General features: G+C 35.1%; 16 protein-coding genes and 1 pseudogene. 2 read left to right on the top strand and 15 right to left on the bottom strand.

The window, feature by feature from the left end:
• Positions 1-177 precede the first annotated feature (177 nt).
• Entirely contained in the window at positions 178-3,198 is a 3,021-nt protein-coding gene (locus DSM00_RS11775) for an Eco57I restriction-modification methylase domain-containing protein (RefSeq protein ID WP_081868416.1), read from the top strand.
• The gene (locus DSM00_RS11770; protein ID WP_128758208.1) at positions 3,188-3,934 is read left to right on the top strand and encodes a hypothetical protein; all 747 of its coding nucleotides are present in this window, start codon (positions 3,188-3,190) and stop codon (positions 3,932-3,934) included. The genes DSM00_RS11775 and DSM00_RS11770 overlap by 11 nt, the downstream gene beginning before the upstream one ends.
• Positions 3,935-4,066: 132 nt before the next feature.
• Here DSM00_RS11770 and DSM00_RS11765 read toward each other — a convergent pair.
• From DSM00_RS11765 to DSM00_RS11705, 15 genes and pseudogenes are all read right to left on the bottom strand, one after another.
• A pseudogene (locus DSM00_RS11765) lies at positions 4,067-5,646 on the bottom strand (type IV secretory system conjugative DNA transfer family protein).
• 9 nt (positions 5,647-5,655) lie between these two features.
• Complete coding sequence (mobB, locus tag DSM00_RS11760; RefSeq protein WP_034886784.1) at positions 5,656-6,687, bottom strand: MobB family relaxase; 1,032 nt, start codon at positions 6,685-6,687, stop codon at positions 5,656-5,658.
• Positions 6,688-6,698: 11 nt separating this feature from the next.
• The gene (locus DSM00_RS11755) at positions 6,699-7,079 is read right to left on the bottom strand and encodes a BfmA/BtgA family mobilization protein (protein WP_034886781.1); all 381 of its coding nucleotides are present in this window, start codon (positions 7,077-7,079) and stop codon (positions 6,699-6,701) included.
• Between the two features lie 443 nt (positions 7,080-7,522).
• Positions 7,523-7,720: a hypothetical protein gene (locus DSM00_RS11750; RefSeq protein ID WP_031427449.1), complete on the bottom strand. Its 198-nt coding sequence runs from the start codon at positions 7,718-7,720 to the stop codon at positions 7,523-7,525.
• Between the two features lie 11 nt (positions 7,721-7,731).
• A complete protein-coding gene (locus DSM00_RS11745; protein ID WP_031427448.1) occupies positions 7,732-8,112 on the bottom strand; it encodes a DUF6876 family protein in 381 nt (126 codons plus the stop codon).
• A gap of 83 nt (positions 8,113-8,195) precedes the next feature.
• Positions 8,196-8,540: a single-stranded DNA-binding protein gene (locus tag DSM00_RS11740; RefSeq protein ID WP_031427447.1), complete on the bottom strand. Its 345-nt coding sequence runs from the start codon at positions 8,538-8,540 to the stop codon at positions 8,196-8,198.
• A 74-nt stretch (positions 8,541-8,614) separates the two neighbouring features.
• Positions 8,615-8,959, bottom strand: coding sequence for a single-stranded DNA-binding protein (locus tag DSM00_RS11735; RefSeq protein WP_031427446.1), 345 nt, complete (start codon positions 8,957-8,959; stop codon positions 8,615-8,617).
• Positions 8,960-9,641: 682 nt separating this feature from the next.
• A complete protein-coding gene (locus tag DSM00_RS15565; RefSeq protein WP_164076249.1) occupies positions 9,642-9,800 on the bottom strand; it encodes a hypothetical protein in 159 nt (52 codons plus the stop codon).
• A 359-nt stretch (positions 9,801-10,159) separates the two neighbouring features.
• Positions 10,160-10,309: a hypothetical protein gene (locus DSM00_RS15560; RefSeq protein ID WP_164916330.1), complete on the bottom strand. Its 150-nt coding sequence runs from the start codon at positions 10,307-10,309 to the stop codon at positions 10,160-10,162.
• 97 nt (positions 10,310-10,406) lie between these two features.
• Positions 10,407-11,198, bottom strand: a complete 792-nt coding sequence (locus DSM00_RS11730; protein WP_034886778.1) for a UPF0489 family protein — start codon at positions 11,196-11,198, stop codon at positions 10,407-10,409.
• A complete protein-coding gene (locus DSM00_RS11725) occupies positions 11,191-13,182 on the bottom strand; it encodes a hypothetical protein (RefSeq protein WP_128758207.1) in 1,992 nt (663 codons plus the stop codon). The genes DSM00_RS11730 and DSM00_RS11725 overlap by 8 nt, the downstream gene beginning before the upstream one ends.
• Positions 13,183-13,480: 298 nt before the next feature.
• A complete protein-coding gene (locus DSM00_RS11720; protein ID WP_128758206.1) occupies positions 13,481-14,584 on the bottom strand; it encodes a nucleotidyl transferase AbiEii/AbiGii toxin family protein in 1,104 nt (367 codons plus the stop codon).
• Complete coding sequence (locus tag DSM00_RS11715) at positions 14,577-15,344, bottom strand: DUF6577 family protein (protein WP_128758205.1); 768 nt, start codon at positions 15,342-15,344, stop codon at positions 14,577-14,579. The genes DSM00_RS11720 and DSM00_RS11715 overlap by 8 nt, the downstream gene beginning before the upstream one ends.
• A gap of 196 nt (positions 15,345-15,540) precedes the next feature.
• A complete protein-coding gene (locus DSM00_RS11710; RefSeq protein ID WP_031427439.1) occupies positions 15,541-16,377 on the bottom strand; it encodes a DUF932 domain-containing protein in 837 nt (278 codons plus the stop codon).
• Positions 16,378-16,756: 379 nt separating this feature from the next.
• A complete protein-coding gene (locus tag DSM00_RS11705) occupies positions 16,757-18,427 on the bottom strand; it encodes a ParB/RepB/Spo0J family partition protein (protein ID WP_241652407.1) in 1,671 nt (556 codons plus the stop codon).
• Positions 18,428-18,576: the final 149 nt, after the last annotated feature.

The raw sequence follows: 18,576 nt of genomic DNA, 5'->3' as shown, positions 1-18,576 counted from the left end.
TTATGTGGCTTAAATAAAACATCATTCTGTTCCGCTTGACAAAACAAATACAATTTATCTTATGGATGGTCTATTAAAACTTCTATTTTTGTGTAAATAAATTTTTGATTTCTAATCGAGCCATTAAATAACATATTAAATCAATTAGGGCTAATTGAGCACCGAGCTGTCTATTTTATGGATAGAGCAGATGGTATTTCCTATGATGGATTTGCCCCTGAAGTTAAGCAGAAATTAGAAATAATTAATCCTGATGCTTATTACGTTTTTAATCAGCAACCCTTATTGCTTTTTTTTTATCTTGATGAAAATCATCTGTCAACTCGTGAATTAGATATTCATAAACAAGTATGGTCGTTTGACAATTCGCCTGTGATTTTTATTGTTAAAAATCAAGATGTAAAAGTTTACAATGCTCTTAATTACCATAAAAAAGAAAGAACTCTGGAAGAAATTCCCTTAAATGCAGAGGAAAGACAATCAAAATTTTCTTTTTGGAATTTACAAAGCGGACTTACTTGGAAATGGTTGCAATATGAATATTTCGAAAATACAAAGAAAAATAATTTTCGGAAACGGGTAAATGATCGATTGTTTCAAAATATAAGCTCTGTTAGACAAATTTTAATAAGTAAGCCTGATGGACTTACTGAAAACGAAGCAAATTCCTTAATCCTCCGATTAATTTTTATTCGTTATTTGATTGATAGAGGGGTTAAAATTGACGATGATGAAATCACAGGAAATAGCATTGATGAGAAAAGATTTAGCTTTAGTAAAATAATTCAGGATCCTGCCAAATTGGACAGCTTGTTTATTAAGTTAAATAAAAATTTCAATGGGGTTCTATTTAAAGAATTCGATATAAAATTAACCTCAAGCCAATCTCAATTTCTAGCAGATGTTTTTAAAGGAGAAGTCCAAGAACAAGGAACCTTGTTTGATGGATATTATTTTCACATATTTGACTTTTCAATTATTCCTGTAGAAGTAATTTCTGGTATTTATGAGTCATTAATTGATGAGGAAAAAAGAAAGTTAGATGCTGCGGTATATACACCTCCTTTTTTGGTGGAATATATTTTAAATGATACCATAGATAAGTATTTAGAAAACAGTCATACATCTTCCTGCAAGATTTTTGAGGTTGCGGTGGGTTCTGGAATATTTTTAGTCCAGTCTTTAAGAAAGATGATTGAAAAAGAAATTAACTTAAATGGCAAAGAGAACAATAAGGATTTCAGTACATCTATCAGGAATATAGCTAAAAACAATCTTTTTGGTATTGATATTAATCCGGAGGCTTTAAAAGTAACTTGCTTTTCAATATATATCGCTCTCTTAGATTACCAAAATCCAAAGGATATAGAAAAATATCCTTTCCCGAATTTCTTAGGAGAAAATTTATTTGAAGCAGATTTTTTTGATCTTGACCACAAATTCAACGAGATTGTTATAGGACAAAAACCTAATTTTATTTTAGGAAATCCGCCTTGGAAAAAAGATAAATCGTATAAACACTTAGAATGGGTCAATTCCAGTAATACTTATAGCAAAAAAATTAAGGGCAAATTAGAAATTGCACAATCCTTTTTATTGCGTTCGAATGATTTTATGCAAGTTGATACTGTTACAGCCTTAATAGTAACCAGCACCGTTTTTTATAATGTTTCAACTACAACCAGAGAATTTAAGCATAAATTTTTAACTTCCTTCTGCTTAAATAAGTTTTTAGATTTATCAGCTGTCAAACAATCTCTTTTCGAGCAGCAAGAGAGCCCAACTTCGATAGTCTTTTATCGCCAAGCGAAAAGTGAAAATCATCTCGAAAATTCTGTCGAACATTTGAGTATAAAGGTGAACTCATTTTTAAAGTATTTTAAAATGTTGGTCATTGAAAAATACGACAACAAGAAAATTGCTCAAAAACATTTTGTTGAAAATGATTGGATGTTTAAAGTCGCATTATATGGAAATATTTTAGATTTTGGATTTATAAAAAGGTTAGAGTCTCAAAATACATTAAAAATATTAGATTTAATAGATGAGAAAACTACTTTCAAAGGAGCTGGTATAGAAAGGGGGCTGGATGCAAAACCATATCCAAACTTAATTGGACTGCCAATAGTTGAAAATAGTGAAATAAATGAATACTATACACAGGTAAATAAGGCCAAAACTTTAGGAGAAGCAGATGTCAAACTCTCAAGAGGGAGAAAAATAGAGATTTTTAAAGGGAGTAAAATTCTATTAAAGGAGCAGAGTAAGAATTGGAATAAACCAGTCATTTCTTATTGCGAATCGGACTCGGTATTTAGAAAGGGTACTTTTGCAATCTCTTCATTTAATAAAAATATAATCAAGCCTATTTATGGTTTATTGATTTCAGAAATGGCTACTTATTATATGTTTTTAATTGCGAGCGCTTGGGGTGTTGGTACAAGGCCCGCTATTCGATTTGTAGACGAATTTTTGAACATTCCTTTTAATAAGCCAGATAATTCATTGAATGAGGAGCTTATTAAATTGGTAGATGAATTTTTGAATTCTTTCCGAAAGCATTATTCAGATTTTAATCTAGGAGAGCCTGAATTTGATGACAAGATTTTCTTAAAAATAAATGGGTTAATTGCTGAAATTTACGAAATTAAAGACTATGAAAAAGATTTAATAGATTATGCCCTTAATGTCTCGAGATACCAATTCCAAGAAAGCAAGCAAGATTTGGTTACGGATTTCACTCACTTTAATTTTAATCATTACAGAAACCAAGATTTCGTTCTACAAAAATATGCAGAAGTTTACCTAAATGAAATTGGGAACCTTTACGAGGATGAATTTATTCAAATAGAGATTTACATTTTAGATTATTTCATTGCAATGAACTTTGTTCTTTTAAATGTAGAACCGGAAGAAAAAATTATATACCCAAAAGATAAATTTGATGAAAAAGAAGTATTGCAAAGGTTGGCAGACAATTTAAGTATATCTCAAATTACAAATACGCGTGATCCTCTAAAAAACTTGTATCTACAAAAGGACATTAAGGGATTTGAAAATAATTCATTTTATATAATTAAACCAAATGAGTATAAATGTTGGCATCGCGCCATCGCTTGGTATGACGCAGCAGAATTTAGAAACACTATTGAGCAAGCAGAGTTTAATGACTTAAGTAATGAAGTTAATGATTTCTGATGCATCCCAATTCATACAACATAGGAAAAATACTTTTTCTATAACTAATAAAAGAATACAGCAAATAATTTCTTACGTATGCGAATGTTACGGGATTTGTCTAAAGGAAAAAACAAAAAATCCATACTCTATTAATGCAGTCAAAGAGAATAGTACATTATCATTTGAGGGCTATTTGAAATTTGATTTAGTAGATAATTATCTCAACGTTAAAAAACACCTATTAAAAGATAAAATCTCAAAATTAGAAGATATTCATTTTGCTGCTGAAACCCAAGAAAGATATATAGACCTTGTTGATTCTAAACAGAAACCCGATAAAATTGATATATACGTGGATAGATTAGGACTTCAAAGCGAATGGATGTCCAAAAATAATCAGGTCTATTTTGCAATAGAATGTAAACGAATCAGAATTTTATCGGACACAAAAGCTTATATAGGTGACATTAGAAAAGTAGCAAATAGAAATCACACCAATTTAAGGCTTCCTTTTGAGGGACAAATAGCCTTCATTGAGAATTTGAATATAGACCATCACAAAGTAATGACAAAAGCCAATAGTATTTTAAAAAAAGATATAGAAATCAATACTCTTCAATATTTAAAATTCCAAAGTTTTCACAGTTTTTTTCAAAATACCTACAGTTCAGTTCACACAAAAAATTTTGGGGGAAAAGAATCATTTTATGTTTACCATCTACTATTTGACTATAGTCAGATAGTAATGAATTAATCGGCGAATAAGTTTTAATGATACGGTTTTTGGAATACTATAGATGATTCATTCCATCCTTTTTCTCAATATAGATGCAGAAAAGCTCAATGATATTTAGGTTAACGAAGAAAGTGAGGTCTTTTTTCCTTACTATTCAAATATAGACCTCGCTTCCTCAAAAATCCTCTCAAAATTAGCCTCCAAATCCGCCTGAGAATATTGCTTCGATTCTTTTGGAAACTCTCTTTTTATGTTGGCCAATTTAAACTGCACCTTCTTATCTTTCCCATCAGCATACGTGATAAACTCGCCCTGTTTTAATCTGAAAAACACATCTGCTCTAATTTCGGGATTTCCTTTTCGCCTGTAGTAATACGTGTATCAAAATCCAAGTTATGCCCACGACTTATACTTTTTGTTGGGTCTTTGATAATCTCAAAAAAGCGTTCATAGTATTTGGCTGTATCTGGGTCGTTGACCTTGCCAAAAAACTGATAGGAAAGATTGCTCAAAATTGCCTTGCTTGCCTTATCGCCATACATCATATCGTTTTGGATTTTGTCCTGCATTACGTAAATCGTAGAAATGTTATAGCTCCGCAGGGTTGCTGGGATGCGGTGCATATTCAAAAGACGAATAGTGGGGGCTTCTTCCATCATAAGAAATGAAGGGTTTGCATTGCGCACACTCATTTGTTTTGTAATGGTATGGATAATGGTGGCGATTACAGGCGAATACGAAGTTTCAAATTTGGGATTGTTCACAACCGAAATCACGGTAGGATTTTCAGGACTATTTATATTGAGTGGTACTTCATCCGCAGACAATGCCATAAAAATCCGTTGGGTGCTGATTCTTTTAAGCGCATTTGCCAAGGTGCTTTTCACACCTGCAGTTTGCCTTTCGGAATCCTTTCCGCTAATAAATGCATCCGCCATTGCCCTCGATGTGGTATTGGTTTCCAAAAACTGGATAAGGCTTTCTGTATCCAGATATTGATAAATGGCAATCAAGTGTGGAAGGGTACAGAATTGTGGATAGGTAGTTTTTAATTTCCAAATCAATCCACCAATCAAGCCTTCCGCAGCATCATTAAAAAATTTTGTAGTTCCAGTTGTTCCTGATTCCCTTTGTTCCAGAAGGTTTTCAATTAACACCCTTGAAACCTCATTTACGCTTTCCTCGTTCTCTAAATAGCGTGGCGCAATAGGATTTACCCTATGTATGATTTTATCAAAGGAAATGACCTTAAATGGGATATCGCCATCCTTAAAGAGTGGATAAGCCATTTCGGTCAGTTCAAAATCTTTGTAATCGTGAATAATTCCGCAAAATCCTTCTTTTTGAAAGTGTTTCAGGAATCCATACACAACACTCTCGGTCTTTCCACTTCCGGCAGAACCTATTATGGATGCACCTCGTTTGATGTTATCCAGTTTAAAATTTCCTTTCGTGGTGGCAAAATTGACTTGATATTTGGCATTTCCACTTTTAGGCTCGTCCGTTTTATGCAAGAATACATACATTCCTATATTAATTAATGTCAGAGGACAAACCAAATAAAGTGCTATTTGAAACAATGGTAATTGTTCATTTAAATAATACACAAAAGCACCAATCAATAGAAAATTGACGACAAATGCATATCTGCTTATCCGAAATATTCCATAAAAAACACTACTGGCCAAACCAATAATAAAAAGTACCGTTACGAGATTGTCCATTTGCATAATTTTAAATTAGATTCCTATGGAACTTGATTTAATGGCCACCTCTGCACCACGTCGTAGCCTATTAAAAATTTTCATCGCCAATTGTACCTTCGTAACAGGAATACTCGGCATCATAGGAATGCCACTTTTTTCCATTATTTTGAACGCTAATGCTTTTTCATTGGTGGGCAGTTTCATCAATGATGCAAAATAGATTTTCGGATTCTTAATGAAATCCTTTCTTGCCTTATAAGTTTCAGCGAAGTTCCTTTGATAGCCAAAAGTCTTATCAAAAGTCTTTTCTGCTTTCTCAAAAAACCCATCTCTATCAAATCCCCGTTTTACCGTTTTACCATTTAATTCAACGTCGGAAGCTTTATATTTACTTCCAGGTGACAAACTGAATCGGTTTGATGCATCCTTGCGGCTAACGATAATATGTATATGGCTTTGGTCTCCTGCTTTTGGCATTCCTTGTACTATTCGTTTTCCGTTCTGTTGGTGCGGTGCTTCTCTTTCTAGTTTCCCGATTTCTTTTTCCAATTTTTTCACATTTCCTTCTGCTCGCCCCTCTTGCACATTTCGGACTTCAGTTTTTAATTGAAGTATTTTTGTGGCAAAAGGCTGGTTTTCCTGCACCTGTTTATCTGTTCCTTTAAAGGTTCTTTGGTGTTCAATTTTTGCGTAGTATTTTATATCATCGATATTGACCGGTCGCCCATTTATTTCACGGTTGAATGAAGCCACATAATCCTTCATAATCTCCCGGGTATATTTTTGCAAATCTTTACTATGGTTTTGCAACCGTTTTAGTTCGTATTTTGAAGGGCTTACGGTAATGGAATAAAACCGTGGCTCGTGCTTTTCGAGTTTTGCCGTATTGCCATCAATTTCCCTGACCACTTCCTCTGCTGAAATCTCGTCGCCATTTTGATTAAAAAAATGCTCCATATCCTGCTGTTCCAGTCCTTGGTTTTCCTTCTCCAGATAACCCACAAAATCAGCCGAACTTTTAGAATAATTGCCACCCATTTTTTGGGGTGTAATTGTTATATACATAGCTTAAAATTTTAGAGGTCGTTATTAAGATTTTGCTTTTCTCGAAAGCGTACTTCCTTTTTTTCTTCGGCATATTTCTTTTCCACTATCAAAGGTTTTTTGCTTGGCTGTTCTGTCTCAAATAGAGATTGAATCATTGCAACTGTAGGCTTGGTTTGGGTCTTTTCAACGTCCCTCATTATAGCGATTACGGCATTGATTCTTTTTAATAGTTTGGCTTCGATGGTTCGCCCTGTCGGACCTAATTTTTCTTTTGGCGATATCTCGTTGTAGAAGAAAAAATCAAGTATAGCTTCCATCGTTTCGGTATGCGTCTTGAAGTGCTTTTTTGAAAATTCTTGAAAACGTTTGGCGGTTTTCCTTTTGAACCTGATAGTGATGAATGAATCCATTTTCTTTCGCTTTTTTGTGTGTTTGACGTAAATCCATCCCTATTTACAAGCTGTTTGGGGGCATTTGACGCAAATCGAAGAAACTTATATAATCCATTAATTTTCAATTACTTGAAATTCAATGGTTTATGCGCTAAAAGGAATATGTAACGTGGCTCTGCCCGTTACCCTCTTGCTATTCCTTTTCGTCACGCCAAAGCGTGACAAAAATTTCATACAATCTGGCTAAAAAGCCAATTGCCCTTTTAGGAATTCGGAAATTCCAATATGTAAAATATAGATGGATACAGCTACCAGCGAAAGTTAAAAATGGGATAACTATATGAATTTATGTGTGCTGAATTTCAGCGAAATAAAGATACGCTTTTTTCTCGACTTGAAATTAATTGCATACAAAAACACCTCCAAAAATTTAGAGGTGCTTGACTATAAAGTTTAGAAAATTAGATGTTGAAAATAAACGTATAGGAATATAAATTTCGCAATGCTTCTTCCTCTATCATCGTTTCAAAACAGGTATAATTTTCTCTTACGTATTTGCGAATATCATCGCCAAATTTTCGTTCCACATCCTTTTTGGAATCTTCCAAAAGACGGTTTTGAGTTTCCTCGCTCAAGTCTGTAAAATTCAGATAAACCATAGCTTTAAAATTTAGTATTCGCTTGGTAACATCAGCGTATCATTTACAAAAAATAACCGCAGTTCATCGAGTGGAAAATCGGTTGCCCGATAACCGTGTTTTTCCAAAATATTATCATTGCCATCGCTGTAAATTATCTCGGCTTCATAACCCGAATAATCCTGTTTTTCTTCGGGCAATCTTTTGAAGTCTATGGTTATAAATTCGCTTCGGTTCATCAGACTTTTTGCAATCACGGAAGTGTCCGTAATGAGCCAAAAACAATCTGCCACATTAGCAAGATATTTTAGTCCGTCCGTAAAACGTGTTCTTAATAATGGGATTTGATAGAACATTTCCGTTCCGTGAAAATGTTGCAATCCTTCTTTGATTTCGTTAACTTGTGCTTTCATTGTTCATTTATTTTAAGTGAATAATTAAAAGAGGGCACGAACTAATTGAAAACTGGTATCTGTGCCCTCTTGGATTTTTATGGTTACTTACCATTTTTAGACCCGAGCAAAAGAATTTCTCTTGCTACAACTTCGGTATAGTATCGTTTTTCGCCTTCCTTGGTTTCATAAGAGCGTTGCGCCAATTTGCCCGCAATGGCAATTTGTTTTCCTACTACTGCATATTTCTCAATGATTGAAGCAAGTTTTCCCCAAGCCACAATACTATGCCAATGGGTTTCCGATTGCTTCTGCCCTTTTGAGTCTTCGTAATTTTCATTTGTAGCCATTGAGAACTGCGCCACAATTTTTCCATTTTCAAGATTTGTAACCTGTGGGTCTTGCCCAATGTTTCCAATTAACTGAACGTGATTTTTAATAGTTTTCATAATAAAAGTTTTAAAGATTATTAATAAAAAAAGGGCGCAACGTTTGAGAGGTACGCCCTCTAAAATTTCAATGATTACTTATCATTTTTGCTTCCAAGCAAAAGGATTTCATTTGCTTCGATTTCGGTAACATATCGCTTGATACCCTCTTTATCCTCGTAGCTTCGGGATTTCAGTTTTCCCGTAACACCTACTTCCTTGCCTTTATCAACATATTTTTTAATAATTTCGGCAGTCTTGCCCCAAGCTACAACGGTATGCCAATTAGTTTCGGTTTGCTTTTCGCCTTTGGCATCCTTGTAATACTCGTTTGTTGCGATTGAAAAACGGGCTACTTTTTTTCCGCTTTCAAGGTTCGTGATTGTTGGCTCTTGTCCAACGTTTCCGATTAACTGTACGTGATTTTTTAAAGTACTCATAATAAAATATTTAAAGATTAATTAAAATGCTATCTGAACCATTCAGACAGTTTGCGTTTATATTTTTTTGAAGTGATTTACTTATTATATCTTGAGCGTTTTCCTTTTTTGTTTTTTTTGGTGTCGCTTCCCTTTGTATGTTTTTGTAAGATTTCATAAGTTTTATTTTAGATTTACTTCCCATAGCGCCCTCGCTGTTACCTTTTTTTGTTGCTGATACAGTTTCAAGATTTTGAAATGATAAGGACTTATAAAAAGTGAAGCGCAGCGTAACGGTTTATGCAGTCTGTTCAAGTTCAAAATGTTGGTATTTTGCTGGCAAAAAAAGGTTAGGGCAGCGAGGGTGCGGAAGTATTTCTAAAGACTTTGTGAAGTACAATAACATAGGAAGTGGCACCAAATGATTAAATGGAATTCCGATTTGGCGGACTCCGTTCACGATTTTGGATTGGGAATGAAGCGTTCCGCTCCAGCGCAGCGGATCGGGTTAGCGGAATGGAAAGTAGAAATTGGGGATGGTGTCCAAGACCTATTTAGAGAAGCTCTTTTCCCGCAATGTAGCTTTTCGCGAAATGCAGGGGAATGTGCTGAACGGGTTATGAAATTCGTATTCAATAAAAGGTTAATATTACTTTGGTGAGTAGTTATCTCATTCTACAAAAGGTTCTTTCTGATTTTCAGATTAAACATTACTTAATACTTGGTAGTAAAGGGGATGCTTTTCTCTGTAGTAAGCTAAATGACTCTCCGCACTTTCAATAGTGTAATTTTCACTACTCAATTGATAATGTTCTTCTGCTTCTTGCAATGAAATGTCGGATTTTACAGTTGTATTTTTCATAATGTTAAAATTTTTGGTTAAACAATATTTGAGCAGAAACCAAACGGAAGCTAAAATCTTGGCTCAAAAGGAAACGGAATAAATAAGCAAGGGAAGAAGAGATGGCTTTATGCCGTAGTCTTTTGATGAAAGTATTTTACGAGTTTACCTTGCGTGTATATTGTATGATAATTAACTTCCTTTTTTAAACGGACTTGATTCACGATTTTGGCAAGGGAATGTAGTGTTACTTTCCAGCATAGCGGAAGGGTTAACGGAATGGAAAGTCGAAATTGGGGATTGTGTCCAAGACCTGTCCAGAGAAGCTCTTTTCCCGGAATGTAGCTTTTCGCGAAATGCAGGGGACTGGGCTGAACGAATTATGAAAACTGTATATCCTTTTGAAGTAGAACGTCAAGCGGACTTAACTTGAAAGGTGTAGGTTGAAATGGAGTTTGACCACTTCCCGATTTTCTTGGGAATGAGTGGGCAAGTGGAAAGGAAATCGGAAGCTTTATAGTTGTGTCCAAGACTTGTTTTAATGAAGCGCTTTGCCTGAAATATAGCTTTTCGCGGAATGTAGGGGAATGGGCTGAATGGCCGTATTATTATCGATTCAATTCATCATCAATATTTAGGTTTCCATTTCCAATTACATTTAGGTGCAAACAATTCTGGACTGAAATAGATTTTGCTAATTAAATCAAGAAACTTATTACTTCTTAAAAGTCCACCGCAATGTTCTGGTTCTGTTGCGATAGTAAATCCTTTTAAACGTTCAAAAATCCAATGAATTAATGGATTGTCCTTATCTAACATTGTACGTATTTCTTGTTCCTGTAGATAGGTAAATTCAAAAGAACCATCACTTAAGCCATTCTTTATCGAAAAGAAGTCCAAGTCTATATCAAAAAATACAGATGTTTCTGATGAATTCAATAAATCATCCTGTAATGTGTCAAAAGTTTTGAATTTTTTGATAGTATGTTTGTTGCCGTACTTATCTATCAATTCTTCATCTTTCCAAGCATCTGGAAAGGAAGCTTGCCTGCAATGCACATAGATATCCCCAATCAAATTGAGATAGGCAGCACATAGAATATGACCGTCATTATTTCCAGCCAGTTTTGCCCAAGAGAATAAAGACACTTCTGCATCACTCGTTAAATCTAATTTATCTAACCATTCTTTTTCTGTTTCACAAGGGTAGCATAAATCCTGATGCCAGTCTAGCGAAACCAAACAAGGTGGATTAGCACTTTCATTCTTACGCATCCATTTGTTCCAATAGAAAAATGCGTATCGATGTTCTTGAAATACTGCAAGTTCTATTGCTTCAGTTTCATTTGTTGGATGCGATAATATTTGTCGTGAAACACCTGGTGGTTCTATGTGATATGGGTTTCTGAATTCAATCATTTTCAATGGTCTTGAAAGGAACAATATCGCTTAAATCATTTTTGATGCCTTGTTCACGTAGTGGCGAAGTGATATTCAACTGAACGACATCTCTATTTTGTCTCCAAATAATCTCTGCGATGAATGCAATTGTTAATTGTACAGATTCCGCTGGATTTTGATTTTCATTTGTGTTCCAGCGTTGTCTCAACTCACTATTCTCATCAAGATTCAAGTCGATTACAGAGGCATATACGTTTCTGTCTGGTATAATTGGTTCAAGACGCAGTTCTTTAATCTCATCAGCTTTGAGGTCTGGATGATTAATTCTCGGAAGGTCAGTCTTTGGCAGAACGAATAGTACATTTGAAAAAACTGGCGAAGTCAACCTAATCATATCCTCAAAGAAATCAGGTATTTCGACTAAACCATTGTCGAAAAAACCAAACCCTACAATTAGATGTTTCTCTTTATCGTACTTTAATCTTTTAAACGCATCTTCAAAGTTTTCTCTGTCTATTAAGTATCTACGTGTTCTCGCTCCGAGGAAAGAGTTTGGAATATATCGATTGATTTGGTCATAAATGATTTGTTGTGCAAATATCGAATCATAATTTAGATGTGGTATGTCTCCTTCTGTAAAACCTTCTTTTCGGAAAAGTATGGAACCTCCATTTAGACCGAATCGCATCACAGGTTCATCATTTGCAAAATCATCTTTATTTATTATGAGGCTGTACTGATTAAATGCATCATCTATCATCGTTGCACTGCTGGCCAAAAATTGACTGATTTTATTATCAGATAATGGTGCATTTGTTCTATTCTGTTGAATTTGCTCTTCAATTCTAATTCGTAATTCAGGCTCAAAACCTTCTATATCCTCCAAAATAGCATCTGACAAATTATAGCCCAGTAAATCCAATAAGTCTTTATTCTCTAATATTTTGTTTAAACAAAACTTGAAATAGTCCAAAGCATCTTTCCATTTAAGTAATTCAAGTACTTTATTTGGCAATCTTGGTTGTTCGGTAAATTGATGAAACGTATAATAGGGTTGCAAGAAAAATTGTCTTATAAAAAGCAAACATACATATTGACAAATCCAAAAGGTTATTTGTCGTGAGAGGCCTAAATTATCAATGTCTGGAAATGGGTATTTAAAATCTGTAGGCGTAACTCTGTTTACATACCCTTCTTTAAAATAGGCAAACCAGTAGAATATGTCATACATAGAGTTAGGCAATAGGTAATAATCTGGCGGCTGACTTTGTGTGAAATTTAGAATTCGTTTTAGTCCATTATTGTTTTGACGATACAATAACAAGCCACCCAATGCATAGTGAAACTCTAAAAATCTTATCTGTTCACTTTCTCTTATTTCAATTTCCTCCTTGTTCTCATAATCTCTAATATCGATGTTGTATTTGCCAGTTTTCCTCCCTAATTGAAATCTATAATATTGGTGTGCAGTGCTCCAATGCTCCTTTATAAACTTTGCATTGTCGGAAATCTGATAGATATTGCCCCACATACTATCATACGTTTTTTCTGATATTGGAATCTCCTGAAAATCCTGTCCCAACAACCACCAATTTGATACTGCGGGAGATGTCAATCTATCCAATTCAGAAACTTCTTTCCGAAGCAATTTTTTAATTAGCTTACGGGTTACATCATAAAAATAAAATGGATATTCTAAAGCTTCGCTTGAATTATGATTATGACGAATTTTAATAAACTCTTCAGTATAAAACTTACTCAATTCCTCTTGTAAATGGATATCCTCCTTTTCTACAGCGAAATAGGCTATCTCGTTAAGTGAATTGATAAGGTTTTCTTTATATCTACTTTCTTTTGAAATTGATTGATATTTCGCAATCAGATATTTCAATAGGCGAGCTGGTTTTCCGTTGTATAAAGCTATTTTGTCAAGCCAGATTATAAAGGATATTACAAGAAAAAAGGTAAGAGTTAATGTCAATAATTTTGCAGAATTTTGCATCCATATTGAGTTTTTCCAAAATAATGGTTCGGCACCTGCAATCAAAAAGGCAAATGATGCGATAGTGAAGAACAACAGCCATTCGAAAGTGGTAACTTTCCTGCTCCGAAATGGCAAAATGCGACCATATGCCCTTTGTGGAAATTCTTGTTCAAAAACTTCGGAAAGATAATTTGAGTCATACCTATTTCCAATATTCGATATTTTATCAATTATTATAGGATAAGCGATACCAATAATGGCAATATCAATCCCAATGCATATTTCTATTATATATTTTAGATTCATTTCTTCATATTTATAGTAATTCCACCGCCTTAAACCAATAATAAAAAATGCTTTTATCTGGCTGTCTTTTCAGTTTATTTAAAAATGCCCAATCTGCTTTTTCAATGTTAAGTTTACTTATGTCTTGTCCTTTGTAATATTCAATTTCTGTTATCTCATCTTGCAACAATATAGCATTCAAATAAGCTAACCTGGCCGAAGCTGCAAGGGCTTCCTCTATTCTGAAATTTCCCGTCATCAAAAACGCACTTCCAAAACTGCGTATGCCACGGTTTAATTCGTCAAACTTCTTTTTTGTTTCCTTGGTTGGGTTACGTTCCCTTTTGGCGATGATGGCACAGGTGTCTATGGCATCCCAAAGCACATCTGTTTCTTTGAGGTTTCTGCCGCTGAAATCTTTATCCGAACTGCGATATGATAGTTCCGCTTTCGCAAAAGCTGAAAAGCTTTTTTTAACCATTGCCATAGCCGTAATGTTTTCAAATAGCTTTCCTAAATCGAACAATTGCTTACAGATTTCCATTGTAAATAACTGGTCGCCCTTATAATATGGAATACCGATGGTCTCTGGCGCAAAAGCAGTAAGCTTGTCGCCACAGATGGAATTTACCGAAGGTGTGGTAATTGATATTATAGGCTCATTAACCGATAGCCAAGGAATTTCAATGGAAGATTCTATGAGCTCTGGATAATGCGGGCTGTCAAAAAGAATATCCAACAGAATGGTTCCTGGAACGTTTGGGTTGTAAACCGAATCAAATTCAAAAGTATAATGTGCCTTTGGCACGCCTTCTTTGTAGCTTCTGCGTTCATTCAAAGTGTGGCTTTTAAAATGTGAGTTGGCAACAACTGTATCAAGGATTTTTTCCAATGCGTCACGTTTTAGACTCGAAATAATATCAATATCGATTGAGAACCGATTGCCTTCTTCAAGCAAAAGTACGAGTGATGTGCCACCCTTGAAAACAAAATCAAGCCCCTCTATTTTAAGATGTTCCAATAACGAAAACGCGTGAACCATTTTTTCCAGAATGGTCACATTAATACCTTTATGTTCTTTTTTTGCTCGGAAAACATCCAACCATTCTTTTGTAAAACTTTTGTTTTCAATCATTGATTATGTCCTCTAAAATATTCGGTATGTGGTTATTCATAAATTGCTTGATTTCCTGTTCTTTCTTTCGTCTTTTCGCATAGCTAAAGAGCTTTGTGAAATTAATACTGTATCGCTCAAGTATCTTTTCATAAATATTTATGAGTTCAGAGCCTTGGTAAAAATGGTACAGGTTTTCATCGGCAAACAAGTCCACCATTATTTTTTCAAGCGTGGCGACTGGAACTACATTTTTTTTATCTTTCAATTTACTTATCGGTGCTCTTGTGACGAGACGTTTTATGACCACGGGGACAGCACTCTCGGAAATGTAGAATTCAATTTCCTTGTCATCGGGATTCAAGAAAAAATCCATTTTCAACGAATCGTTGAGATAATAGTATAGTGATTCTGTAAATTCTTTTTCCACTTCTACTACAATCATTTGATTGGATACTTGATGCAGAGTAAATTCATTTAGCCATTGGTTTTCCCATATAGCATATTGGATTTCCTCAAACCGTTCATTGGTCTTACTTGCTATTTTTAGAACACTATCAGACAGTACTGGTCTATACTTGGGTTTATGGGATATAACATACAATCCACGACCAATAGTTTTGATGATGTCTTTTTTCTTCAGGTCGTAAATGCGCCAACTAAATGTACTTTCCTTCAAATCCGGTTCAAGGTCCAAATAAAACTGAAATAGCTGGTCCCTATCAAAGGAACTTTGCTCTTTAAACGCTTCTATAAGCTTGTTTTCTATAATTTTTGGCATAATACAATATCAAAACTTTGCCAAAAATACAAAAAAGTGGCGAATATTTGAAAACTAATTATCGCCACTATGTCAATAAAGTGGTAAATATTTGAAATGGTTATTTCTAATAGAAATTATTGGGATTTGCCAAAAGAACATCATATTGAAATGAAAAAAAATCCAGTTTAAGGTACTGGATGAACCTTTATTGATGTTATGCCATCGCATAAACTTCATCGAACAGTTTCTTGTCCAATCGTTCCTGTTGACCGAAACTTTTCTTTAAGACATTATGAAGTACTGAATTGAACGCATTGTAACCTAACCACAGATTTGGTTCTTCATTGAGCAACAAGGCTTCATAGTTCAAGATTTCTATGACCTCACGAGATTTTTTCGACGGGTCGCTGTTCTTGTCGCTACACTCGTATCGGAACAGTTTCGTTCTGTCAAGAATCGCCTTCACAAATTCCTGTGTATCGATGATTTTAAATTCTTTCATCTTGTCGAATTTCTTGGTAATGGTATAGAATTCATTGTCCAGAAATTTATCGAATAGATTGTTCAGCCTCGGCATAATCAAGTGCGTATTGTTCTTATTGTGCTTTATGGAAAACTCGATTTCAGCCTGTGACACGTGCAGACCATTTGAGCATACTTCTCTATAAAAACCGAAGTGTCCAGAGGTCTTTTCACTTCCGTCATACGAATTCTTGAACCGAAGCATCGGCAATATCAAGTCCTTATGGTTCTTGACTGTAAACTGGCTTTTGTCGTCGATAATAAAGTCAGTAATGAACGACCTATCATTTTTGTTGATGGTGCGTTTGTGGAAGTTCAGTTGTGCATCAGTCAGCATTTCTTCAGCTTTCTTGAAGAACAGTTGATTTGGAATGTGACCGTAGCTGTTCGATACGACGTTAACGATTTTGCCATTTGAGATAATGGCATTTTCAAGCCCTCTTCGGGATTCCATCTGTGTCAGACTTTTTAAGGATTTCATTTCTGATGACACGAAAATTTCATCCTGTTGCAAATTTTGTAAATACATAGCTTTTGAATTTAGATTAAACAATATTTGAGCAGTACCCAAACGGAAGCTAAAATCACAGCTCAAAAGGAAACGGAATAAATAAGCGTAGGATGTTGCGTTGGCTTTATGCCGTAGTCTTTTGATGGGTGTATTTTACGAGTTTACCTTTGCTCTGATATTGATTGATACCCCCTTCCTTATGAACCCATCTTTCAAAACATTATCATAAAAAAGAAAAAGGGGCCAGCACGAATGCCGACCCTTCTTCAAACAACAAAAGCTAATCGTTGAGTTCCTCAATTTGCTTTTCAAGAACTGTGATGCGCTCTTTCAAACGTGCTTCACGCTTGTCCCTCTTTTCGGTATATTCTTTTTCAATGTCGGCAATCTTGGATTTTTAATATCCTTGCATTGCTTTGTAGAATGAAATGTTGGTCAGATTATTGACGTGATTGCTTTCGCTAAAATGCACTTGCTTTGTGAGCATATAGCGTATTAACTTGTGAAAGATTTCCTTTTTGAACTTCTTCTTGAAATTCTCAACCATTTCAACTTTTGTCATCTTTGAAGTGTCGCACAAGAACTTTGAGAAATACTTTTGCTGGCTCATATAGTCCACATTATTTTCAAAGAGCGATATCGAGAATGCGACCATTTCGTCTGTTGAAAGTGTCTTCTTCGTATCAATGTATTTTGTTTCTCGAATCATCTGGACAACTTCTTCAAACTGCTTGTTGTTCTCTATTTGCTTCTTGCGGATTTCCCTTTCGTTGATTTTAATGATTTGCTCTTCAGGCGTGCAGTCCGCCATTTTTCTATTCGCCAATGGTGCCGAGTATTCCATAGAATCGTTCTTAGATTTTTCGACAATCTTTACAAAGATTTCCTTGTGCTGGAATGAATCGGGATGGAATACGATGCCGTTTTTAAATCCATTTTCTTTTGCTGAATTGAATTTTTCCAATTCTTCTGTATAATTCTGTAACGCCTCGCTCAACTCTGCTTTGATTTCATCTTCGGAATAATCATAGTGTTGATATTCTTTCTGAATCGCCTCTAGGGTAGGTTCAATAGGATTTTCTATGATTTCAACATCGTCCAGTAGATAGACTTTCAATCCGTTCTTTTCCAATTGTGATATTATGAGCTGATTACTTTCGTCATCTGCCCAATATTGTCGTATTTCAGGGATTAAAAGGATATTCTCTTTCTTGGACTTTTCAATCAGGTTCAAGAACGATTTGCTTTTCTTCGTTTCAAAACAAGCTGCTTTCGTACAGACCATTTTACCATCGCCGAACAGATTGCCTTGATTGGCTGCATTGAACGGACATTCTACACAAGACCCAGCTTTCGAAACCAATTTTTTATCAGCTACATCAAAAGACGCTTTTTCCAAATCATAGGTCTGGTCTTTAATCATCCTGTTTATCTGATGTGCGTTAAAATCTTCGCCCATTGTTTCCAACATCATTTGTTGTTCTTCCGGTTCAAAGAGCGCTACACCGACACCCAATGATATGGTCATTTCGCCATTGCGTACAAATTGCTTGAAACCGTCAATCAATCCAGCTAATTTTAGACGCTGTCTGATGAAGTTATCTGTCCTACCCAATCGCTTTGCAATTTCGGTAGGCTCATATTTCTCACTTAGGTAAGCAATCGCCTCAGCTTCTTCGGTCGGTTCGACATCCTGTCTTTGCAGGTTTTCGATAATCTGAACTTCAAGCACATCATTGTTCTCATAAGCACTAACGATACAGGGCATCGTTTTCTTTCCTGCCAATTTACTGGCACGATATCGACGTTCGCCCATCACGATGATGAAATGGCCATTTTGTTGTCTTACCGTGATTGGCTGTAACACACCGTGCTTTTCGATACTCTCAGAAAGCTGCTTTAATGCATTCTCGTTAAAAGTCTTTCTTGGCTGTTCCGGGTCAGGCTTGATTTTGCCCAATTGTAAGTTCTGAATTTGAAGAATGGATGATTTCTTTCCGTTTACTTCTTTCTTGACAGTAGATTTCGCTCTACTGCGCTGCTTTGTGGTACTCGCTTTTGTTGTCATAATACTCAAATTTTTGATTAAACAATATTTGAGCAGAAACCAAACGGAAGATAAAATCTTGGCTCAAAAGGAAACGGAATAAATAAGCGTTGGAAAGAGCATTGGCTTTATGCCGTAGTCTTTTGATGGAAGTATTTTACGAGTTTAAA

The organism is Leeuwenhoekiella aequorea (assembly GCF_004104375.1).
Taxonomy (GTDB): Bacteria; Bacteroidota; Bacteroidia; order Flavobacteriales; family Flavobacteriaceae; genus Leeuwenhoekiella; species Leeuwenhoekiella aequorea.
This window is presented reverse-complemented; position numbering and strand designations above follow the sequence as displayed.